The 23,535-nt window shown below is 63.4% G+C and carries 12 protein-coding genes and 1 pseudogene; 9 read left to right on the forward strand and 4 right to left on the reverse strand.

Annotated features, from left to right (window positions below; translation table 11 throughout):
* Window positions 1-93 precede the first annotated feature (93 nt).
* Window positions 94-1,383 carry a phosphoribosylamine--glycine ligase gene (gene purD / locus E1958_RS15905; protein ID WP_133512741.1) on the forward strand — a complete coding sequence of 430 codons (1,290 nt, stop codon included), beginning with the start codon at window positions 94-96 and terminating at the stop codon, window positions 1,381-1,383.
* A gap of 358 nt (window positions 1,384-1,741) precedes the next feature.
* Here the strand turns inward: purD and bioC are convergent, their stop codons facing one another.
* The 4 genes from bioC to bioB form a co-directional block, all read right to left on the reverse strand.
* Complete coding sequence (bioC, locus tag E1958_RS15910) at window positions 1,742-2,620, reverse strand: malonyl-ACP O-methyltransferase BioC (protein ID WP_133512742.1); 879 nt, start codon at window positions 2,618-2,620, stop codon at window positions 1,742-1,744.
* Complete coding sequence (bioH, locus tag E1958_RS15915; RefSeq protein WP_133512743.1) at window positions 2,614-3,390, reverse strand: pimeloyl-ACP methyl ester esterase BioH; 777 nt, start codon at window positions 3,388-3,390, stop codon at window positions 2,614-2,616. The genes bioC and bioH overlap by 7 nt, the downstream gene beginning before the upstream one ends.
* Before the next feature lie 276 nt (window positions 3,391-3,666).
* The gene (gene bioF / locus E1958_RS15920; RefSeq protein ID WP_133512744.1) at window positions 3,667-4,839 is read right to left on the reverse strand and encodes an 8-amino-7-oxononanoate synthase; all 1,173 of its coding nucleotides are present in this window, start codon (window positions 4,837-4,839) and stop codon (window positions 3,667-3,669) included.
* Complete coding sequence (gene bioB, locus E1958_RS15925) at window positions 4,836-5,834, reverse strand: biotin synthase BioB (RefSeq protein ID WP_133512753.1); 999 nt, start codon at window positions 5,832-5,834, stop codon at window positions 4,836-4,838. The genes bioF and bioB overlap by 4 nt, the downstream gene beginning before the upstream one ends.
* A 1,354-nt stretch (window positions 5,835-7,188) precedes the next feature.
* On the opposite strand from bioB, the gene E1958_RS15930 reads away from it, so the two are divergent.
* From E1958_RS15930 to E1958_RS21695, 8 genes and pseudogenes are all read left to right on the forward strand, one after another.
* A complete protein-coding gene (locus E1958_RS15930) occupies window positions 7,189-9,027 on the forward strand; it encodes a tetratricopeptide repeat protein (RefSeq protein ID WP_133512745.1) in 1,839 nt (612 codons plus the stop codon).
* 746 nt (window positions 9,028-9,773) lie between these two features.
* Window positions 9,774-11,240, forward strand: a complete 1,467-nt coding sequence (locus tag E1958_RS15935) for a succinate-semialdehyde dehydrogenase (protein WP_133512746.1) — start codon at window positions 9,774-9,776, stop codon at window positions 11,238-11,240.
* A gap of 14 nt (window positions 11,241-11,254) precedes the next feature.
* Window positions 11,255-11,653: an arsenate reductase ArsC gene (locus E1958_RS15940; protein WP_133512747.1), complete on the forward strand. Its 399-nt coding sequence runs from the start codon at window positions 11,255-11,257 to the stop codon at window positions 11,651-11,653.
* A 382-nt stretch (window positions 11,654-12,035) separates the two neighbouring features.
* The gene (arsB, locus tag E1958_RS15945; RefSeq protein WP_133512748.1) at window positions 12,036-13,142 is read left to right on the forward strand and encodes an ACR3 family arsenite efflux transporter; all 1,107 of its coding nucleotides are present in this window, start codon (window positions 12,036-12,038) and stop codon (window positions 13,140-13,142) included.
* Between the two features lie 724 nt (window positions 13,143-13,866).
* The gene (gene pcnB / locus E1958_RS15950) at window positions 13,867-15,183 is read left to right on the forward strand and encodes a polynucleotide adenylyltransferase PcnB (RefSeq protein ID WP_207787871.1); all 1,317 of its coding nucleotides are present in this window, start codon (window positions 13,867-13,869) and stop codon (window positions 15,181-15,183) included.
* A gap of 8 nt (window positions 15,184-15,191) precedes the next feature.
* Complete coding sequence (gene panC / locus E1958_RS15955) at window positions 15,192-16,055, forward strand: pantoate--beta-alanine ligase (protein WP_133512755.1); 864 nt, start codon at window positions 15,192-15,194, stop codon at window positions 16,053-16,055.
* 411 nt (window positions 16,056-16,466) lie between these two features.
* Window positions 16,467-19,595 (forward strand): annotated as a pseudogene (locus tag E1958_RS21390) (SpvB/TcaC N-terminal domain-containing protein); the annotation flags it as partial.
* Between the two features lie 1,319 nt (window positions 19,596-20,914).
* Window positions 20,915-23,524: an RHS repeat-associated core domain-containing protein gene (locus E1958_RS21695; protein ID WP_165742138.1), complete on the forward strand. Its 2,610-nt coding sequence runs from the start codon at window positions 20,915-20,917 to the stop codon at window positions 23,522-23,524.
* The last annotated feature ends 11 nt before the right edge of the window (window positions 23,525-23,535 follow it).

Raw genomic sequence — 23,535 nt, forward strand, 5'->3', positions numbered from 1 at the left:
AACGAAGCAATCTGTGGAAATCTGCGTAATCTGTGGATAAAGAAAGTCTGGTCCCCCAAACAACGCCATATAATTCAGGGTTGCTGTTCTGACATGAAAGTTTTGATCATCGGCAGTGGCGGGCGCGAACACGCCCTGGCCTGGAAGGTGACCCAATCGCCGCTGGTGAGAGAGGTCTTGGTGGCGCCCGGAAACGGCGGCACCGCGATGGAGCCGGGTGTGCAAAACCTGGACATCCCATCCGATGACAGCGAGGGACTGGTCGCCTGGGCCCGGCGAAACGCCATCGGACTCACCATCGTAGGTCCCGAGGCACCGCTGGTGGCGGGAGTGGTCGACGCCTTCCAGGCCGCTGGCCTGCCCTGCTTCGGTCCCACCGGCAAGGCCGCGCAGATCGAGGGCTCCAAGGCATTTACCAAGGACTTCCTCGCCCGCCGGGGTATCCCGACGGCGGCTTATCGTACCTTCACCGAGCTGGGACCCGCCCTATCCTACCTCCGGGAGGTGGGCGCGCCCATTGTCGTCAAGGCAGACGGCCTCGCCGCGGGCAAAGGCGTGATCCTGGCGGAAGACCTCGCCACCGCGGAGCGAGCGGTTCGAGATATGCTGAGCGGCGGGCGCTTCGGCGCGGCGGGCAGCCGTATCATCATCGAAGAGTACCTGCGGGGCGAAGAGGCAAGCTTCATCGCGATGGTCGGCGGCGGCCGGATACTCCCCATGGCGAGCTCCCAGGACCACAAGGCCCGGGACGCTGGAGACCGGGGTCCCAACACCGGCGGCATGGGGGCCTACTCGCCCGCACCCGTCGTCACCCCCGAGCTCCATGCCCGGATCATGGCAGAGGTGATCCGACCCACCGTCACCGGGCTTGCGTCCGAAGGGCTGCCTTACACGGGTTTCCTGTACGCGGGCCTGATGATAGGGCCGGACGGCACCCCTAAGGTCTTGGAATACAACTGCCGTCTCGGCGATCCCGAGGCCCAGCCCATCCTCATGCGTCTGCGCGCCGATCTGGTGGAGCTGTGCCTGGCGGCCCTCGCCGGGCGGCTCGATCGGATCGAAGCGGCGTGGGATCCACGGGCCGCGCTGGGGGTAGTCATGGCGGCGGGCGGCTATCCGGATGCCTACGAGAAGGGACACCCGATCAGTGGTCTGGATGCGGCGGCGGGGTTTCCCGACCGCAAGTTGTTCCATGCCGGCACCAAGCTGGTCGACGGCGAAGTGGTAACCCATGGCGGCCGCGTTCTGTGCGCAACCGCCCTCGGTGACAGAGTCGCCACGGCCCAGGCCAACGCCTACGCCCTGGTGCACAAGATCGACTGGAAGAACGCCTACTACCGGAGCGACATCGGATATCGAGCCGTCGCCCGAGAGCAAACGTAGGATAGCGACCTGGTTCCCCGACCCACCCGGATGAGGCCACGGGACAGTTTGAACCCCAAAGACGCATATTGAGCATAGGAAAATACGGATAGGTTGAACAAGGCGTAGGATACGGTGAGCGCAGGAAATCTTTCAGGATGGCACTGCCGGGTGGCGCGAACCGCATCAATGGTGTGGTGAGCGCACCGAACCATCTTGCACAGCGAACCGCATCTTTGGATGGCCCGCCTGCCTGTGCGTCCCGCACGCAGACAGGTGCCCAACATCTGCCTGATATTCGCCTTCAATGCTCGAAAAAACGACTTTAAATTTCAGCGATCCTGAATGATTTGGCGTTGTCTGGAGGATTTGACTGTGATCATCTGTTCAAGGCGTCGCGGAGGGTGCCGACCGGAATGACCGTGGCATCTTCCAGCCGGCGCTGTTCGGGTGCCCAGGCGTGCCCGTAGACCACCTCGTAGCTCGCCGGCAGGCGTCCATCCCGGCGGTGGGTGTCGTAGGCCCGCTCTACCGCCAGCAGGCGGCGGCGGCCGGTGAGTCCGCGCGCGCGTTGGCTGCTCGCATTGTGGGCTCCCAATACCTTGAGGTCCCGCATCAGGTCTCGCGCCTGCCCATAGGTGACGGTCAGGCGCTCGACGTCCATGACGGGAGCGGCGAACCGGGCCTTCACCAGGGCATCGCCCACATCGTGCATGTCCGGGAAGGGGCTGACGTGGGGGTAGCCGTCGACAGCGGCCCAGGCGTCTCGCAGCTCCCACAAGGTATCCGGTCCGAAGGTGGTGAACAGCAGCAGGCCGCCGGGTCGCAGCACCCGCAGGCACTCGCCGAAGGTCCCGTGGATATCGTTGCACCACTGGAAGGTGGCATTGGAGAAGATGAGATCCACACTGGCGTTCGCAAGCGGCAGGGCCTCTACATCGGCGCACACACAATCCGGACGCTCGAGCCGGGAGCCGCAGGTCCGATCTCGGTCTCGGGCCTGCCGGAGCATGGCCGGCGCAAAATCCAGGGCCAGGATGCGGGCCGTGCCGAAGCGCTTTTGCAGCCCTGGGATCGCGTAGCCGGTCCCGGCGCCCAGATCCAGCACCAACTCGGGCTCCAGGCGGATATAGTCCAATCGCTCCAGGAGCCGATCGGCCAGCTCGCGTTGGAGCACCGCGGCCTCGTCGTAGCCGGCCGCGGCCTGCTCGAAGGAGCGGCGGGCGGCGCCTTTGTCGATGGGCCCTCCGTTCAGCATACGACCTCCCGGAAGAAGCCCGCGATTGCTTCGCCGGTTTCCTGCGGATGGGACAGGAAGGGCGCATGGGCGGCGCCGGCAATCACCCGGCGGCGGGCCTGGGGCAGCAGGCGGGCGATGCCCTCGCCGGCCGCCGCGGGGACCAGGGTATCGCGCCGCCCGAATAGCCACAGCGTCGGACAGGCGAGCGCGCCGATCCGTCCCCGCAGGTCGGTGTCCCGCAACAGGTCGAGCCCCAGCGCCAGGGCGGCGGGAAGCGGTGCCGGGCGGTGGGCGAGCTCGCGGCGCAGGGTGCGTAGGGTGTTCCGTGCCGCCTCGCTCCCCATGACCTGGAGGGCCAGGAAGCGTTCCAGGGTCCCCGGGGGATCGGCCAACAGGCCGTCATGGAACTGGGCCAGCACATCGGCATCCATAGCCGCCGGCCAGTCCGGGGCGCGGACGAAGCGGGGCGTGGTGGTCAGCAGGACCAGGGCCTGGATGCGCTCCGGGGCCTGCAGCGCCGCCTCCAAGGCAATCAGCCCCCCCAGGGACCAGCCGATCCACACCGCCCGCTCCGGGGCCGACTCCAGACAGGCGTCGGCCCAGGCCGCACGGCTGTCGTGACGTGGATCGAAGGGGCTGGCGCCGTGGCCGGGCAGCTCGATCTGCCACTGTCGCCGGCCATCCGTGAGCGAGGTCGGCAACCCCTCCCAGACCGCCGCGTTCATGCCCCAGCCATGGATCAAGACCAGCGCCGGCTCCGCGCCCTGGTGGTGTACGGAGAGTGTCATCGGATTGCCGCCGATTTTCTCTCGTTCCCACGCGCTGCGTGGGGACGCGGAAGTTCCGCGCCGCGGAGTGTCTCGGAAATCCTATGAGCTCTAGCCACTACCCTATTGCTGAACTGTAAGCGCCGCATTTTATGATATTCACTGTGCTGGAATGGCTACCGGTGTTTACGCGCCCCGATACAGTACAAATTCCACGTTCCACGTTCCCACGCTGGAGCGTGGGAACGAGCGCGGATTTCTCGCTGCGCTCGAAATGACACTAAGTGTCAACACCCCCTAGTACCGCAGACTGCCGAGGGCCGCCAACAGTCGATCCACGTCCTCCGCCGTGTGCGCGGCGGAGAAGGTGATCCGCAGCCGGGCCGAGCCCTCCGGCACCGTGGGTGGCCGGATGGCGCTGACCAGGATACCGAGCGTTTCGAGCCGTTTGCTCCAGGACAGGGCCTGCCGGGCCGTGCCGGCGATGAGGGGCTGGATCGGGGTCGCGGAGTCCAGGAGCGGCAGATCCAGCTCAGCGGCACCCGCCCGGAAGCGCCGGATCAGCGTCCGCAACCGTTCCCGCCGCCAGGACTCGCGCCGGGCGATGCGCAGGCTCTCCCGGGTCGCTACGGCGATTGCCGGTGGTGGTGCCGTGGTGAAGATATAGCTGCGCGCGCGCTGGATCAGGGTCTCGATCAGCTCCCGGCTGCCCGCGACGAAGGCCCCCGCGGTGCCGAGGGCCTTGCCCAGGGTGCCCACCAGGACGGGGACCTGTTCCGGCCCCAGACCCAAGTGATCAAGGCTGCCGCGCCCCTTCTCGCCGAGCACCCCCAAGCCGTGGGCGTCGTCCACCAGCAACCAGGCGTCCGCGCGGCGGGCGATGGGGACTAGCTCCGGCAGGGGCGCCAGGTCTCCGTCCATGCTGAAGACCCCGTCGGTGGCGATGAGCCGGGCGCCAGTCTCGTTCAGCATCAGGGCGTCCAGCATCCGGGACAGGGCCCGCGGGTCCGCATGGGCATAACGCCGCAGCCGCGCCCGGCTGAGCCGGGCCCCGTCCAGGAGAGAGGCGTGATTCAAGCGGTCCTCGAAGACCTGATCCCCCCGTCCCGTCAGGGCCGAGATGACCCCCAGGTTGGCCAGGTAACCGCTGGAGAAGAGCAGGGCCCGGGCGCGACCGGTGAAATCCGCCAACTCCTCCTCCAGGGCCTGATGCGCGACGCTGTGGCCCGTGACCAGGTGGGCCGCTCCGCTGCCGACGCCGTAGGCATCCGCCCCCTGCTTGAGGGCAGCGATCACCTGCGGATGGTTGGCCAAACCCAGATAGTCGTTGCTGCAGAAGGCGAGCATCCGCCGCCCGTCGATCAGGGGCCGTGGCCCCTGGGGACTCGCGAGCGTTCGCGGCGCTCGGTAGAGATGGGCCTCCCGTAAGCGGTCCAGCTCGCCGGCGAGGTTGGTTCGCGCCGGGATCAAACCGCTTGCCGCGCGCAGGGTCCGGGCGCGGTCTTCTCTGCGGCCTCGATGGTCTCGAATGCCAGGCCCAGGCGCTCGAACAGCCGCTCGTCGCTGGCCGAGGCGGCGTTCGGGGCGGTGAGCAGACGCTCGCCGTAGAACATGGAATTGGCGCCGGCCAGGAAGCACAGGGCCTGCAACTCGTCGCTCATGTCCGAGCGTCCCGCCGACAGCCGCACATAGGACCTGGGCATCAGGATGCGGGCCACCGCGATGGTGCGCACGAACTCGAAGGGGTCCAAGTCATCGGTGCCGAAGAGGGGGGTCCCCTCTATCCGCACCAGTAGATTGATGGGCACCGACTCCGGATGGGTAGGCAGGTTTGCGAGCTGTTGGAGCATGGACGCACGGTCACGCCGCGACTCGCCGAGTCCCAGGATGCCGCCGCTGCAGAGCCGGATCCCCGCCTGCCGGACATGGGCCAGGGTCTCCAAGCGGTCCTGGTAGGTGCGGGTGGTGATGACCTGGCCGTAGAACTCCGGCGAGGTATCCAGGTTGTGGTTGTAGTAATCGAGCCCGGCGTCCGCCAGCCGCCGGGCCTGGCGATCGGTCAACATCCCTAAGGTAACGCAGGTCTCCAGACCCAGGTCGCTCACCCCCTCGACCATCGCGGTGACGCGATCCAGGTTCTTGTCGGTGGGATTGCGCCAGGCCGCACCCATACAGAAGCGGGTCGCCCCCTTATCCTTGGCCGCCTGGGCGGCCGCCAGCACCTCCTCCATCGGGAGCAGGCGCTCCTGCTCCAGACTGGTAGCGTGCTGCGCACTCTGGGAGCAATAGCCGCAATCCTCCGGGCAGGCCCCGGTCTTGATGCTGAGCAGCGTGCTCACCTGGATCCGGTTGGGCTCGAAATGGGCCCGGTGCACGGACTGGGCGCGAAACAACAGATCGTTGAAGGGCTGGTCGAAGAGCGCGGCGATCTCGTCGAGCGACCAGTCGTGACGGGTCTCTTTGATACTCATCGGCGGATGGGGTCCGGATTTGCGAGCGGGCGGGTTGCGCCTTAACCAGCCGCAGATTAACGGTTTTTGATCGGCTGTCAACCGTGTCCGGGTCATAAAGTTTACCGAGGTTCCGATCCGACACTGGAAGTCGCGTTCGTCGAGGCAGAGGGAGCCTGTACTTCCGGCTACCAGTCGTCGGTCACCGGAGAGACGCATTTAAACCACCGAGGACACAGAGGACGCAGAGCATTGGTTTTCCGTCTCCGCGTCCTCTGCGGTTCAATGACGACCGGAATTCGTAGGATATGGTGAGTGCAGTGAACCGCCTCGCCGGAACCCAGCTTTGATAGAGCTGTGGTTCTTAGCCGTGGAATTGCCCAGGTTGGATTGAGTATGGGAAAATCGGATAGGATACCCCGCCTACCGCAGGTGGGAGGAAAAGGGCGAAATTGGGTAGTGGTAAATTTTAAAATGGTTAGCGTAGAGCGGTTCATTATGCCCCATTCCTTTATTTGATCCCCTCTCCCCGGCCCCCTCGCTGCGCTCGGGGCAGGCTCTCTCCCGGCGGGAGAGGGGCTTTTTCTCGTTCCCACGTGCTACGTGGGAAGGTGGCAGCTCCGCGCCGCGGAGAGCATCGGACCGGTGTCCACCATTCGTATACACGGGAATCACACCTGCCGGCGGTCCGGCGTTATCCGGTGCGGCCCGGAAGGCGTCTGCTCTGACCGTTGCCGACAACTGGTGATGGGGTCTGTAAGCCGTCTGAAAGACGGCGGTCCCAGCCGGCCTGGGACCGCCGACATCTTGTCGGCCCCTGGGACCGCCGACATTTGTCGGCCCGGACCGCTGACATCTTGTCAGCCCTGGGATCGCTGACATTCTGCCTCGGAGCCCGCTGGTACTGGGCAAACGTGCGATATTCTCACGGTTCGCCCCTATTCCGGTTTTCCTTCGTCTATCGGCAGGTACCTTCCAGGCCACCGCTGAATGCAACGAGTTTCGCTGGAGACTGGCCGATTATTCGCTTTTCCCGAAAGCGGTGGGATGAAGTTACCATATTCCACGCTGAATTCCATATCACGTGGGACTGAGGAGAAAGATTTCCAGCTGGATTATGGAAATTATGTTGCTCTATCCTGATGCGAAATCCGGTACTTTCAGTTCGGGCGTAGGAACGAGCATCGATTGCCCCTGCCCCTGCCCTGACACGCTGCCCTCTCTGGTCCGTGTCCGTGCCGACGTCTCAACGCAATCGGCGTCCAGCCCTGATTTCTGACATTGAGCCGGCGGAGCGAAAGTGAAAAAATGCGGTCTGCCGGGTCCGCACCGGGCGGACCTTTCAGACCCTAGGGAGAATCGCCGGGGTATGACCCGACTCATCAAGGTCGCGAATTGGCCGGGTAGGCCACGGGGACATGTGATCTTCGTGCACGGCCTGGGCGGACACCCTTACGATACCTGGCGCCGGGGCAAAGCCGACGCCGGCTTCTGGCCCCTCTGGCTCGCCCGTGACATCCCGGGCCTGTGCGTCTGGACGCTGAGCTATGCCGCCCCGCCCACCAACTGGATCGGCAACGCCCTGGCGTTACCGGATCAGGCCGTCCCTGTGCTGGAGCACCTGCTCGGTGAGCCGGCGCTGACCACCGCGCCGGTGACCTTCGTGTGCCACAGCCTCGGCGGCCTGGTGGTCAAGCAGGTCCTGCGCGAAGCAAACGACCAACGGGGACACCGGCCAGAGGCGGGGATGCTGTTGGACCGGGTCAAGGCCCTGGTGTTCATCGCCACCCCCCACACCGGCTCGATCCAGGCCACCTGGCTCGATCGGCTGCGCCTTGTGGCCTGGCCGTCGCCGGTGGCCCAAGACCTGATCAAGAACGCCCCCGCGCTGCGCAAATTGAATGTCTGGTACCGCAATTGGCCGAACGAAATCGCCAATCAGGTCTTCTACGAGGCCCATGCCACCGAGGCGGGTATGATCGTGGATCCCGACGGTGCGGACCCTGGGCTACTCAATGTCGTCCCGATCCCGATCGAGGCCGACCATATCGGGATCTGCAAACCGGCGGGCAAGGATGAGCTGCTCTATACCGCGACCCGCAGATTTCTCGCGGAAAATATCGGTGGAGAGGACCGGCCCGCCGAGGAGTACGCCGCCGCCAAGTTGGAGACCCCGACGCTGCCGGCGGTGTCGCGCTCCAGGCCCAAGACCTGGCTACCCAGGATGCTCCGCCTCGCGGTCCTGATCTTGGTTGCCGTTATCGGGTTCAAAGGCATCCAAGCGGTCTTCTTTCCGCCGGACCTGCTGCAAGAGTCTGGGATCGAGGAGGTCCTGCGCACCAAATACCCCGAGCTCACGCCGGAGCAGATCGAACGATCCATACGTTCGTTGCAGGCGTTACGCGATGAGCCGCGCTTCGAGCAAGCGGTCGAACAGGCGGAAAAAGGCAACCTGCATGTAGCCCAGGGCATCTGGCGCCAAATCTACGAGAATCGCAAGCACCAAGAGGACAAGGCACGCAGCGAGCGGGCCGAAGCTGCTCGCAACCTCGCTGCCATCGCATTTGTGGAAAACGCCGCGGAGGGCCTGCGCTGGTACCGCGAAGCGACCCAGCTCGACCCGGACAATCGGGAAGGCTGGTTGGGGTTGGGTGAAGCGGCCCAGGCCACCGGTACCTTGGAGGAAGCGGAAGCCGCCTATCGCAAGTACATCGCACTCGCCCGCCGGGCCGACGACAAACGCGAGCTGGCCGTAGGCCTCAGCGGCCTCGGCGACGTGCTGGTGGCGGAGGGGAATCTGCCCGCGGCGCGTCGGGCCTATGAGGACAGCCGTGACATCCGAAAGCGGCTGGCCGAGGCCGACCCCAGCCATGCCGGGCGCCAGGTCGATCTGGCGGTAAGTCATGAGCGAATGGGCGATATGGCCGTCAGGCTTGGACGGACGGAAGCGGCCTTGGCGGCATTCCAGGCGGCGCGGGACATCTACGGGAGGCTATTGGCGCGTTTTCCCGAGCATCCCCAGTTTCTTCTCGGGTCGGTGGTCCCTGACATCCGCTTGGCCGCACTCGAGGGCGCCGAGGGTAGGGCCTATCTCGAGCGTGCCCTCCGGGTATTGACCGGGCTCGAGGCGGAGGGACGACTGGATGCGCAGCGGCGTGCCTGGATTCCCGTTGTGGAATCGGCCTTGTCGGAGCTCGACTCGAAATAACCCTTTGCTCGTTCCCACGCTCCGGCGTAGGAACACAAGTGTGGCCGCTCCGGCGGCCAAGGTCTCACGACGCTGGAGCGTCAGGACTTGCTCCCACGCTGAAACCTGGGAGCCAGAGAGATCGGTTTGTGGGGGTACTTCAGGATTTGGTAGTGGTAAATTTTTAAATGGTCGAATTTGACCCCCTCTCCCCAACCCCTCTCCCGGCGGGAGAGGGGCTTCTGCAACACCCTCGGTGGGAGCGGGGCGAAACCCGTAGGTTGGGCAAAGCCGGTAGGATGTGGTGAGCCGCCGGGCGCGGGACGCGCCCGGCGGCGAACCGCATCTTTGGACTCGCGAGTCGGCTGAGTTTGCTTTTAGCCCGTGATGGTTTTTGTTGTGAACGACATCTTGCTCACCATGAGTTCGTGAAGCTCCACTTTCAAGCTCGCATTATCTATATCTATGCCTACCAGGTATCCTGATTCGTCGTATTTGATGGGTGCCTCCTCCGAGAAGTTTGCAATATTAGTCGAAACTATGCACTAGTGCCCAGTTTCACCGAAAATTCCATGGTAAAACCACTCCCTGTCATCTCGACCGAAGGGAGAGATCTTTGACGGTAAGAGAACCACTCAAGTTACAAGATCCCTCCTTCGTCGGGACAAGGATTTCTCGCTTCGCTCGAAATGACAACGAGTGGGCCTTGTGGCTATTTACCACTACCCTTTTTCTCTTATCGGACACAACCACGGGGTGAGCGAGTAATGCGAATCCGGGACATCGACCTGTTGCGGGAGCAGGGTTACATCGGCGGCGAGTGGGTAGAGGCCCAGGACGGTGCCTGGCTGGATGTGACCGACCCGGCTACCGGGGAGATGATCGCGCGGGTGCCGAGTATGGGCGCCGCCGAGACCCGGCGGGCCGTGGCGGCCGCGGAGGGGGCCTGGGATGCCTGGCGGGCGCTGACCGCGGCCGAGCGGTCCGGGTTGCTCAAGCGTTGGCAGGAATTGATGCTTGCGCACCAGGAGGAGCTGGCCCGCCTCATGACCGCGGAGCAGGGCAAGCCGCTGGCGGAGGCGCGCGGCGAGGTGGTCTATGCCGCCTCGTTCCTCGACTGGTTCGCGGAGGAGGGGCGCCGGGTCTACGGCGATGTCATCCCCGCCCAGCATACCGACCAGCGCATCCTGACCCTCAAACAGCCGGTGGGGGTGTGCGCCCTCATTACGCCCTGGAACTTTCCGCTCGCCATGATTGCCCGCAAGGCCGGTGCGGCCTTGGCCGCCGGTTGCACCCTGGTCGCCAAGCCGGCGGAGGACACGCCCCTGACGGCCCTGGCCCTGGCGGTACTGGCGGAGCGGGCGGGCATTCCGCCGGGGGTCTTCAACGTAGTCACCGGCGAGCCGGTCCCTATCGGCGGGGAGCTGACCGCCAATCCGATCGTGCGCAAGCTGAGCTTTACCGGCTCCACCCAAGTGGGGCGCCTGTTGATGCGTCAATGCGCGGGTACGGTCAAGAAGTTGTCCCTGGAGCTCGGCGGCAATGCCCCCTTCATCGTCTTCGATGACGCGGATCTGGACGCCGCCGTCGCAGGCGCCATCCAGTCCAAGTATCGCAACAGCGGTCAAACCTGCGTCTGCGCCAACCGCATCCTGGTGCAGGACGGCGTCTATGATGCCTTCGCCGAGCGCCTGGCGGCCAAGGTCGAAGGTCTGCGGGTGGGACCGGGGACGCAGGCGGGGGTCGAGCAAGGTCCGCTCATCAACCCGGAGGCCGTCGCCAAGGTCGAGGCCCACATCGCCGACGCCCTGGGCAAAGGGGCGCGCCTGCTGGCCGGCGGCGACCGACACGCCCTGGGCGGGACCTTCTTCCAGCCCACGGTGCTGGCGGATGTCACCCCGGATATGCGCGTCGCCCGGGAAGAGACCTTCGGCCCGCTGGCGCCCCTGTTCCGTTTCGATACCGAGGCAGCGGCGGTAGCCATGGCCAATGCCACCGAATATGGGCTGGCCGCCTATTTCTACAGCCGCGATCTGGGCCGGGTGTGGCGGGTCTCCGAGGCCCTGGAATACGGTATGATCGGCGTCAACAGCGGTATCATCTCCACTGCGGTCGCCCCCTTCGGCGGCGTCAAGCAGTCGGGCCTGGGGCGCGAAGGGTCCCGTTACGGCATCGAGGAGTACCTGGAGATCAAATATCTGTGTCTGGATATCGGCGGCTCCCGAGCCCAATGAGAGGTCATAGAGTAATGAAAAGGGTATTATTTGTTTGCGTGGAAAATTCATGCCGGAGCCAGATGGCCGAGGCATTTGCAAAGATACATGGTAAAGACCGACTGGAGGCCCATAGTGCCGGCTCCCGGGCATCGGGCAAGGTGAATGAGAAGGCAATAAAATCAATGCGGGAGGTAGGTTATGATCTGAATACTCAGCGATCGAAATCGCTGAATGAGATTCCCGCTGCGGAGTATGAATACGCGATCACAATGGGGTGTGGGGATGAATGCCCTTATGTCAAGGCGAAACGGCGACAGGATTGGGCTATTCCGGATCCGAAAGCCATGAATGAGCAGGATTTCAATCAGGTAAGAGATACGATTGAAACCAAGGTCTTGTCGTTGATCGATTCCATGAATAGAGATGGATAACCCTGAGATATCCCCCCGAAGCGGAGGATGTCGCAAAAGCCCCTCTCCCCTCGGGGAGAGGGGCTAGCGGGCGGGGTTGACCGGCGGGCGGGGTTGGAGTCTTCAATCCCGCTCCCTCAAACAGCCCCTCTCCCGGCGAGAGGGGGGCTTTTGCGACACCCTTGCCGGGAGAGGGTTGGGGAGAGGGGGTCAAAAGGCCAGGATCGGTGCCTTTTACGACACCCTCAAGCGGAGCGAGGGATCTCGGCCGCTGGAGCGGCCACAACAGCATTCCCACGCTGGAGCGTGGGAATGAGCCGTAAGAGCATCGTGGCAGCTCATTCACTCTATAACTCGTTGTTTCAGATTCAATAATGTGAGAATACTTCCGGGGATAACCTGAATGGAAGAAAAGAAATTATCGATATTCGAGCGGTATTTGACGGTCTGGGTATTGCTCTGTATCGCGGCCGGTATCCTGCTGGGAAAGGCCGCTCCCGGCATTGCGACAACACTCAATGATTTCTCGATTTATCAGGTATCCGTGCCCATTGCGGTCTGTCTGTTTTTCATGATGTACCCGATTATGGTGAAAATCGATTTCGCGCAAGTCGTAAAATCGGCAAGCACACCAAAACCGGTCCTGCTCACCCTGTTCATAAATTGGGCGGTCAAACCCTTTTCAATGTTTGCGATCGCCTATTTCTTCATAGGTTATTTATTCAAGGATTTCCTGCCCGGCACGGAAATCCTTGCCAACGGCGAGGAAGTCGAGCTGTGGCGGAGCTACATCGCGGGGGCGATTTTGTTGGGGATTGCACCCTGTACCGCAATGGTCCTGATGTGGGGTTATCTTGCGAAGGGTAATGATGGGTTGACCTTGGTCATGGTCGCGATCAATTCATTGGTGATGCTTTTCCTCTATGGTCCATTAGGAGGCTTATTACTCGATGTGAACGCCATGCCGGTTCCTTGGCAGACGATGTTGCTTTCCGTTTCGATTTATGTTGCACTACCCTTGATCGCAGGTTACTTATCGAGAAAGTGGATCATCCGATACAGGGGGATCACGTGGTTCAACCAGACATTTCTACACTGGCTTACCCCGATCAGCATAACCGCCCTGCTATTGACATTGGTTCTGCTGTTCTCATTCAAGGGAGAGGTCATCACGGGCAATCCACTTACGATTTTGTGGATTGCCGTCCCACTTTTCATACAAACGGTCGTTATCTTCGCCAGCGGCTATTTTGTACTCGCACGGTGGTTGAAACTCTCCTACCATGATGCCGCGCCGGCGGCGCTGATCGGGGCCTCTAACCATTTCGAAGTTGCGATAGCCACCGCCGTCATCCTGTTCGGCTTGTCGTCCGGTGCGGCCTTGGCCACCGTGGTCGGAGTGCTCATAGAAGTCCCGCTCATGCTCATGCTGGTAGCGATCTGTAAACGCACTTGTCATCTATTCGACGAATGTCATTTGGATTATCCGCAATGTGAGCGGATGATTTAGGGGATCTTGGAAAATTGCGACACCCAAAGGTTTCCCGCAGTCGACTTGTACCCGCTACCTGGTGTCCAGCGAAGACCGGAACCTGTGCGTCCACCTAAGATTTATACTGCCACACGGCACAATCTGCGCATTTCACTCCCTCTCCTTCCGGGAGAGGGCCGGGGTGAGGGGGAAATTCAAAAGCTCGGATTGTGTCGTGTGGCAGTGTAGTTAAGAGGCTGTCTAAAACTAACCCATTGATTTTCATCTGGCATTGATTTTCGGCTGGCTCCCCAGGCTCCAGCATGGGAGCAGACCTGGTTCCGACGGAGGAGGGATCTGACGCTCCAGCGTCGATTAAGCGCCTGGTAGGCTAACCGCCAACGCCTAATCAGCACAGAGGAGCTGCGTCCGCGGGAGCGGACAAGACGGCGTTCCCACGCTGGAGCGTGGGAACGAGCGCGGAAAGATCCCTCCTGCGTCGGGACAAGTTTGACTGCTGGCCCGCGCGGCCTCGCGTTAAGTGTAGGTTGGGTTAGGCGCGCGGTTCGATCCCAAAGCATAGTGACAGGGCTGAACGCGCCGTAACCCAACACGCCGCATCCCACAACCAACGCCAAATAATCCAGGACCGCGCCCGGACCGGCACGGCGCCGAACGTGGCGTAACGCAACCCGACGCTCGGATCCATTTTAACCAGACAGCTTCTTAGTCCACGCTCAAATTTAAGGAAAGCGAAAGCAACTTGCACAAGACGACCTCCCCTTCACCCTTGATCGTACCCCGCAGCGAGCATCGAATCTCGCGCGCCGATATCAGCGAAAACGCGCTCAAGGTGCTCTACCGCCTGAAGGATGGGGGCTATCAGGCCTATCTCGTCGGGGGTGGGGTACGGGATCTCCTGCTTGGCCGGGAGCCCAAGGACTTTGACGTGGCCACGGACGCCACGCCCGAGCAGGTGCGCAGGATATTCCGCAACTGTCGCCTGATCGGACGGCGGTTCAGGCTTGCCCATGTCCATTTCGGCCGCGAGATCGTCGAGGTGGCTACCTTCCGCGGTGGCGGGCAGGATGAGGATACCGACGGCGAGCGCCGTATCCACAATGGTATGATCGTGCGGGACAACCGCTACGGCACGCGTGAGGAGGACGCGCTGCGCCGGGACTTCAGCGTCAACGGTCTCTACTACAATATCGCGGACTTCTCCGTCATCGATTACGCGGGGGGACTCGATGATCTGCGGGCCGGACGCTTGCGGCTCATCGGCGACGATCCGGAGCAGCGGTACCGCGAAGACCCGGTGCGCATGCTGCGCGCCGTGCGTTTTGCCTGCAAGCTCGGTTTCAATCTCGATCCGTCCTGCGAGCGACCCCTGTTCGAGCTCGGCCATCTGCTCCGGGACATCCCGCCGGCGCGCCTGTTCGAGGAGGTCCTGAAGCTGCTCCAGACCGGCCTGGGCCTGTGTGTCTTCGAGAAGCTGCGTCACTACCGGCTCTTTGCCCAGCTGTTTCCCGCCACCGATGCGTTGCTTGACCATGAGGATCATAACTTCCCCATCACCTTCGTCAGTCGCGGCCTGGAGAACACCGATCGGCGCATCCGGGAAGAAAAACCGGTTACCCCCGCATTTCTGTTTGCGGTGCTGCTGTGGGAACCGGTGCGCCGGCGCTTTGCCCAACTGCTTGCGGGGGACATAGCGGCCAACGAGGCCATGTTACTGGCCGCGGGTGATGCCTTTGCCCGTCAGCGGCCCCTGGTGGCTATCCCGAAGCGCTTTGCCCTGCCCATGCGAGAGATCTGGTCCCTACAGCCCCGTCTCGAACGGCGCGAGGGCAAACGCCCTTATCGTCTGGTGGCCCATCCCAGGTTTCGTGCGGCCTATGATTTTCTGCTCCTGCGGGCCGAGGTGGGCGAAGTGGACTTAGCGCTCGCTGACTGGTGGACCCGTTTCCAAGCGGTGAACGGCCACACCCGGACCGAGATGACTGCCGGCACGACCAAGGGCAAGGGTCGGCGTCGGGACCGCCGACCGGCCATGGAAAAGGAGACGGCAGGTACCTGACGATGCCTATGATGCTGATCGACGCTGTCTCCTCGTTGCGCCGGTGTCTGACCTCATGGCGGCGTAGTGGCCGATCTATCGCCCTGGTGCCTACGATGGGCAACCTCCATGCCGGCCATCTGGCCCTGGTTCGGGAGGCGCGGAGGGTGACCGACCGTACCCTGGTCAGCATCTTCGTCAACCCCTTGCAGTTTGGTCCCAACGAGGATTTCGGATCTTATCCCAGGACCTTGGAGCAAGACCGCAAGCTGCTAGAGGCCGAAGGTACGGATCTGCTTTTCACCCCTCCGGTGCAGGCCGTTTATCCCCATGGGTCCCAAGATCAGACTCGCGTGGAGGTACCGGGGCTCTCGAATATCCTGTGCGGCGCAAGTCGGCCAGGACACTTCGCCGGGGTGGCGACGGTCGTGTGCAAGCTCTTCAACATGGCGCAGCCGGATATTGCTATTTTTGGTGAGAAGGATTATCAGCAACTGCTGGTGATTCGGCGCATGGTCGAGGATCTGTGTCTGCCGGTCGAGGTGCGAGGGCTGGCCACCGTTCGCGAGCCAGACGGTCTGGCAATGAGCTCGCGCAACGGCTATTTGTCCCCCGCAGAGCGCGCGCGCGCGCCGGCACTCTACAGGGCCCTCTGTCAAGCCGGTGAGCGCCTGCGCGAGGGACTGATCACCGGCGAAGTGGAACGCATGGGAATAGAAGAGCTGGTGGTCGAGGGACTAAGGCCGGATTACTTCAGCGTTCGCCGGGCCTCGGATCTGCAACCGGCAACCACCGAGGACCGGGATCTGGTGGTGCTTACGGCCGCCTATCTGGGCACGGCACGACTCATCGATAATCTTCGCGTCTCGCTGAGGGACCAGGAACAATCCTGAATTTCTGTAGCGTGGCCTGGAGCACCTGACTACCAGTACACCACCCCGCAGGGTGAGACCCATCCAGGTATCTACTGCTTCTCACCCGCGCTGCCGGAGCCGGCGCCCGACTATGAGGTGGTGTGCCTCGACCTCATTGACGGGCCAGCTGGTCCACCCGCGTATTGCCTGGGTTACGGCTGGCCGGACGGCCAAGCGGTGACCCTGGACTATCGGAGCACGGAAAACTAGTTATCGGTTTTCAGTTGACAGGTATTAGTTATCAGCTGGTCCTGCCCCTGACTCCCCGACAAAGATCCATGGATACCGCCGCTGTAACTCCACCTGCAGCCACACCCGCTGATCCGGTAACGCCTCGGCCCACCAACCTTCCAGCCGCACCCGCAGCCGGGCGAGGCACTCTGCTCCGGTGCTGAAGACCTGGTGCCGGTTCTGCAACCGGACGGCACCAGATTCGCGGACGACGCCACCGCCTCGGGCTATATCATCCATCGCTACCGCCCCCGTATCGAAGGCCTGTTCGCGCGCATCGAGCGCTGGACCGAGGTCGCAACCGGGGAGATCCACTGGCGCTCCATCACCCGCGACAATGTCACCACCCTGTACGGAAAGGACAAGGGATCCCGCATCTGCGACCCCGCGGACCCGACGCGGATCTTCACTTGGCTCATCTGCGAGAGCTACGACGACCAGGGCCATGCCATCCGCTACGAATACGCGGTCGAGAACGACGACAACCTCGATCTCGACCAGGCCAACGAGCGCAACCGTCTGCGCACAGCCAATCGCTATCTCAAGCGCATCAAGTACGGCAACCGCATCTCGCGGCTCGTGCAACCGGACCTGGCGTTGGCGGAGTGGATGTTCGAGGTGGTCTTCGACTATGGCGAGGGCCACTACCAGGAAGTCGCTCTCGACCCGGCCCGGCCTGAGGCCGAGCAGCATCGCTACGTGCGGGCCTCCAGCGACTCGCACGGGAGCTGGGACGTGCGCCCGGACCCCTTCTCCGTATACCGGCCGGGCTTCGAAGTGCGGACCTATCGCCGGTGTCACCGGGTCCTGATGTTCCACCGCTTCGCTGAGCTCGGCCCCGAGCCCTGCCTGGTGCGGGCGACCGAGTTCGACTACCAGGACCTCGACCCGGCGCGGCCCGTCACCGTCGAGGACGAGCTGGGACACCAGGGCAGCACGCACTACGCCTCCTTCATCCGCCGCATCACCCAGTCGGGCTATGTAAAGGACGCTACCCAGACTCCCGGTGTGCGCGACGGCGTTGGGTCCGCTACCTACCTCAAGAAATCCCTGCCGCCGGTCGAGTTCGAGTACAGCAAGGCGGCTATCCAGGATCAGGTCCTCGAGCTCGACCCCGAGAGCCTCGACAACCTGCCCGTCGGCCTTGATGGGTCCACCTATCAGTGGCTCGACCTGCACGGGGAAGGCATCCCAGGCGTTCTTACCGAACAAGACGACACCTGGCTCTACAAGCCCAATCTCAGCCCGCTCCCGGTTGGCGACAGCGGCGCCGTCAAGGCGCGACTGGCTCCGGTCGAGCGTGTCGCGACCAAACCGAACCTCGCCCTGGCCGGCGGCCAGGCCCAGTTCATGGACCTCGCCGGCGACGGTCAGCCCGACCTGGTGGTACTGGACGGTCCGACACCGGGACTGTACGAGCACGATGGCGAAGCAGGCTGGCAGCCCTTCCGCCCCTTTAGGTCGCGTCTCAATCGCGCGATGCGCGACCCCAATCTCAGGTTCCTGGATCTGGACGGCGACGGCCATGCCGACGTGCTGATCACCGAGGACGACGCCTTCCTCTGGCACCGGTCCCTGGCCGAAGCGGGCTTTGGCCCTCCCGAGCGGGTGATGCGGGCGCTGGATGAAGAAACAGGCCCGCGCCTCGTGTTCGCGGACGCCACCCAGTCCATCTATCTCGCCGACATGTGCGGCGATGGTCTCACCGATCTGGTGCGCCTTCGTAATGGTGAGGTCTGCTACTGGCCCAACCTGGGCTATGGCCATTTCGGCGCCAAGGTCACCATGGACAACGCGCCTTGGTTCGACCACCCGGAACAGTTCGACCAGCGCCGCGTCCGCCTGGCCGACATCGACGGCTCGGGAACCAACGACATCATCTACCTGCACCGCGACGGCCCGCGCCTCTACTTCAACCAGTCGGGGAACCGCCTGAGCGAGGCGCGCCAGGTCTCCCATTTCCCGCCCCTCGACAATCTCTCGACGGTCATGACCGCCGACCTGCTGGGCAACGGCACCGCCTGCCTGGTCTGGTCGTCACCGCTGCCCGGCGACGCGCGGCGGCAGATGCGCTACATCGATCTGATGGGCGGGACCAAGCCGCACCTGCTGATCAAAGCGGTCAATAATCTGGGCGCGGAGACCCAGGTGCACTACGCCCCCTCGACCAGGTTCTACCTGGCCGACAAGCTCGCCGGAACCCCCTGGGTGACCCGGCTGCCCTTCCCGGTGCAGGTCGTCGAGCGCGTCGAGACCCGCGACCGCATCAGCGGCAATCGGTTCGTCACCCGCTATGCCTACCACCATGGCTACTTTGATGGCACGGAGCGCGAATTCCGCGGCTTCGGCATGGTCGAGCAGTGGGATACGGAAGAGCTCGGCGCCCTCGGATCAGCGGGCATCGCCGAGCATGCCGCGGACGGTGCGCCCCAGTCACAAGCCCCCAAATACGCGATCGGTCAACCCGCCACCTGCCAGATCCGGGGCGTCTGGCAGTTCAGGTTTCGGCCCATCATTGCCATCAAGCCATCGATCCATGTCGATGGCGGTTGGTATTACTTCTTCGAGGGCATTACGAGCGGTATACCCGAGGACGATGTGCTGTTGCTCGAAGACGCGGGCAGCCACGCACCGGCAAGCGTCTGGGACGGCACGCCGGAAGAGAAGATCAGTATCGGCTGTGCGTCGAATCTGGATGAAGCCTCCCATATTCCACCGGTGCATACCAAGACCTGGTTCCATACCGGTGCCTATTCGGGGCGCGAGCGGATCAGCCGCCAGCACACCCGCGATTACTACGGTGCCCCCACCGACCAGGCCGCGCTCGACCCAATCGCACTCGAACAATTCATCGCCGGCGAACTCCTGCCCGACACCATCCTGCCCGCCGGCCTGACGGCAGACGAGGAGCGCGAGGCCTGCCGCGCCCTCAAGGGCTCCATGCTGCGACAAGAGGTGTATGCCCTGGACGGCACGGACAAGCAGCCACACCCGTACACGGTCACCGAGCAGAATTTTACTGTCCGCATGATGCAACCGCGGGGCAGCAACCCTCACGGGGTCTTCCTGACCCACGCGCGGGAATCACTTAGCCACCACTACGAGCGTAATCCCGAAGATCCGCGCAGCGGTCATGCGCTGACCCTCGCAGTGGACGACTACGGCAATGTCCTCAAGTCCGCCGCCATCGGATACGGGCGCCGCTGGCCGGACCCGACCCTGGCCCCGGCGGATCAGGCCCAGCAGACCCAGCTCCACATCACCTACGCCGAAAACCGGGTCACCAACGCGGTCGATGCCGCCGATACCCACCGCACCCCGCTGCCCTGTGAGTCGCGTACCTATGAGCTCACCGGGCTGAGCCTGCCCGCCGAACGCAACCGCTTCACCCTCGACGAGATCCTGGACGCCGGCGAAGCGGCGACCACGCTGAGCTACGAGGAGAAGCCAACGGCCGGATCGGTGCAAAAACGCCTCATCGAGCACGAGCGCACCTACTACCGCCGCGACGACCTCGCCGGCCCACTGCCGCTCGGCGAGCTGCAACCGCTGGCCGTGCCCTTCGAGACCTACAAGCTCGCCTTCACGCCCGGCCTGGTCGCCGAGATCTACGGCGAACGCGCGGGCGACACCATGCTCGAAAAGGAGGGCCGTTATGTCCACACCGAGGGGGGCGTCGACTGGTGGATTCCCTCCGGGCAGCTCTTTTTCTCGCCCGACCCGGACGCATCGCCGCCACAAGAGCTGGCCTATGCGCGGGAGCACTTCTTCCTGCCCCACCGCTACCGCGATTCTTTTCACAGCGATGCGGTCAGTACGGAGAGCTTTGTTGGTTACGATACCTATGATCTCTTGGTGCAGGAGACGCGCGACGCCCTGGACAACCGTATCACCGTCGGGGAACGCGACCCCGATCCGACAAAGCCGCTGGTAAAGCACGGCCAAGATTATCGCGTCTTACAGCCCGCGCTGGTTATGGACCCCAACCGTAACCGCTCGGCGGTCGCATTCGACGCCCTCGGCATGGTCGTCGGCACCGCGGTCATGGGTAAGCCTTCTCCTGCACCCGTCGAAGGGGACTCGCTGGACGGATTCTGTGCCGACCTCACCCAGGCGGAGATCGACCGCTTCCTGGCCGCTCCCAAGGGGCCGCCGGCGGCCAGGCTGCTCGGGGATGCCACCAGCCGGGTCGTCTATGACCTGACCGCCTACCGGCGCGAGCCCGATCCGGCAAAGAAACCGCCCACCGTTGCCGCCACCCTTGCCCGCGAGACCCACCTCAGCGACCTGGCCGACAATGAAGAATCGAAGATACAGGTTAGCTTCTCCTACTCCGACGGCTTCGGCCGCGAGATCCAGAAAAAGATCCAAGCCGAACCTGGCCCGGTACCTCAGCGCGACGCCGGTGGCAAGATCATCGTCGGCGCCGACGGCCGGCCCGTGACGACGCCCGACGAAGTCAGCCCGCGCTGGGTCGGCAGCGGCTGGACGGTGTTCAACAACAAGGGCAAGCCCGTCCGCCAGTACGAGCCCTTTTTTACGGACACCCACCCTTTTTTACGGACACCCACCGCTTCGAGTTCGACACCAGGATCGGCGTCAGCCCGGTGCTCTTCTACGACCCGGTGGAACGGGTCGTCGCCACCCTGCACCCCAATCACACCTGGGAAAAGGTCGTCTTCGACCCCTGGCGGCAAGCGACCTGGGACGTCAACGACACCGCTTTGATCGCCGACCCCCGGACCGATCCCGACGTGGGCCACTACTTCCGCCGCCTGGCCACTGCCGACTACCTGCCCACCTGGCATGCCCTGCGGACCGACGCGGCCCACGCGGTTGCCTTCGCGGCGCTGTATCCGGATGCAACCGATCGCGCCAACGAGCGACGGGCCGCCGAGAAGACCCGAGCCCATGCCGACACACCCACCGTCGCCCACGCCGACTCGCTGGGCCGCACCTTTCTTACCATCGCTCACAACAAGTTCAAGCACAGCGACACGCCTGTGGATATGTCTCCCGTCGAGGAGTTCCATCGCACGCGGCTCGTCCTCGACATCGAAGGCAACCAATGCGAGGTCATCGACGCCAAGGACCGCGTCGTCATGCGCTACGACTACGACCTGCTCGGCAACCGTATTTACCAGGCCAGCATGGAAGCGGGCGAGCGTTGGATGCTGGGCGACGTGGCCGGCAAGTCCCTCTACGTCTGGGACAGCCGCGACCACCGGTTCCGCACCGCCTACGACCCGCTGCGGCGGCCGACCGACTCCTTCCTGCGCGAAGGCAGCGGGGCAGAGATCCTCGTCGGGCGCAGCGTCTATGGCGAATCCCGTCCGAACCCGGAAGACAGAAACTTGCGCGGCCAAGTCGTCGAGCTCTTCGACCAAGCGGGCGTCGTCGTAAGCGATGACTACGACTTCAAAGGCAACCTCCTGCGCAGCCGGCGCCAGCTCGCGCAACCCTACAAGACCACCCTGGACTGGTCGAGCGCCGTGCCCCTCGAAGCGGAGACCTATACCAGCCGCACCGGCTACGACGCCTTCAATCGTCCGACCCAGCTGATTTCTCCCCATAGCGACCAGCCCGGCGCCACGATCAACGTCATTCAGCCGATCTATAACGACGCCAACCTGCTGGAACAGGTGCATGCCTGGCTCAATCGGGATACCGAGCCCGGTAATCTACTCGATCCGGCCACGGCCAGCCTGCACGCCGTTACGAACATCGACTACGACGCCAAGGGCCAGAGAGAGCTGATCGCCTACGGCAACGGTGCCGTGACCACCTACGAATACGACCCCCTCACCTTCCGCCTGGTACACCTGCTCACCCGGCGCGACGCCAGCGGTTTTTCCGACGACTGCCCCCAACCGCCGCCCGCTGGATGGCCCGGCTGCCAGATACAGAACCTGCATTACAGCTACGACCCCGCGGGCAACATCACCCACATCCGTGACCATGCCCAGCAGACCGCCTACTTCAAGAACCGACGCATCGAGCCGAGCGCCGACTACACCTACGACGCCGTCTACCGGCTGATCGAGGCGACGGGCCGCGAGCATCTGGGGCAGGTTGACGGTCCTCCGGTTCCACACTCCCACAAGGACGCGCCCCGTGTCGGCCTGCTCCACCCCGGCGACGGCAACGCCATGGGCACCTACCTGGAACGCTACCTCTACGACGCCGTCGGCAATTTTTTAGAAACGCAGCACCGCGGCAGCGACCCGACCCATCCCGGCTGGACGCGGATCTACGACTACAAGGAGAGCAGCCAGCTTGAGCCCGGCAGACAGAGCAACCGCCTGACCAGTACGGCAATCGGTGCGACCACCGAGACCTACAGCACCGCCGGCGACGGTTATGACACCCACGGCAACATGCTGTGCATGCCCCACCTGCAAACCATGCAGTGGGACTTCGAAGACCAACTGCAGATGACCCAACGGCAGGCGGTGAATGACGAGGACACGGACGGCGGGCATCGTCAGGGAGAGCGTACCTGGTATGTATACGGCGCGGACGGACAACGCACCCGTAAGGTCACCGAGCTGGCAAACGGCCGGATCAAGGATGAGCGCATCTATCTCGGTGGTTTCGAGCTCTACCGCAAGCCGGGTACGAACGGTCTGGTGCGTGAGACGCTCCACATCATGGACGACCAGCAACGGATTGCCCTGGTCGAGACCCGCACCCAGGGCAACGAACCCGGCGTGCCGCGGCAGCTCATCCGTTACCAGCTCGGCAACCACCTCGGCTCGGCCAGTCTGGAGCTGGACGATGTGGCGCAGATCATCTCCTACGAGGAATACACACCCTATGACAGTACGTCGTATCAAGCGGTGCGCCGTCAAACGGAGATACCGAGAAAGCGGTATCGATATACGGGCAAGGAGCGGGATGAGGAGAGTGGCTTTTATTACCACGGGGCGCGGTATTATGCGGCGTGGTTGGGGAGGTGGACGAGCGTAGACCCTGCATTGTTTAAACTGATCGAATCGGAAGAAAAATTTAACGAAGGCCAAATGCTCGCTCAAAATCCATACGTAAGTATGTCCAATAACCCAATCATTTTCGTGGACATAGATGGTCAGCAGGATACTGCATATACACAGTATCTCGATCGTCAACTTGCGACGCCAGAAGGTGCTAGTCGTGTCACTGGCATTCCATACACTCCCACCACAACTCCTCAGCTCACACAGCTACACCAGCGGTAGTGGTAAATATT

It is taken from the genome of Candidatus Thiosymbion oneisti (assembly GCF_004359955.1).
In the GTDB taxonomy this organism is placed as follows: Bacteria; Pseudomonadota; Gammaproteobacteria; order Chromatiales; family Chromatiaceae; genus Thiosymbion; species Thiosymbion oneisti.

Coding starts and splice junctions, on each gene's coding strand:
- purD (WP_133512741.1), top strand. CDS start 94: ATGAAAGTTTTGATCATCGGCAGTGGCGGGCGCGAACACGCCCTGGCC.
- bioC (WP_133512742.1), bottom strand. CDS start 2,620: ATGCTGAACGGAGGGCCCATCGACAAAGGCGCCGCCCGCCGCTCCTTC.
- bioH (WP_133512743.1), bottom strand. CDS start 3,390: ATGACACTCTCCGTACACCACCAGGGCGCGGAGCCGGCGCTGGTCTTG.
- E1958_RS15930 (WP_133512745.1), top strand. CDS start 7,189: ATGACCCGACTCATCAAGGTCGCGAATTGGCCGGGTAGGCCACGGGGA.
- E1958_RS15935 (WP_133512746.1), top strand. CDS start 9,774: ATGCGAATCCGGGACATCGACCTGTTGCGGGAGCAGGGTTACATCGGC.
- E1958_RS15940 (WP_133512747.1), top strand. CDS start 11,255: ATGAAAAGGGTATTATTTGTTTGCGTGGAAAATTCATGCCGGAGCCAG.
- arsB (WP_133512748.1), top strand. CDS start 12,036: ATGGAAGAAAAGAAATTATCGATATTCGAGCGGTATTTGACGGTCTGG.
- panC (WP_133512755.1), top strand. CDS start 15,192: ATGATGCTGATCGACGCTGTCTCCTCGTTGCGCCGGTGTCTGACCTCA.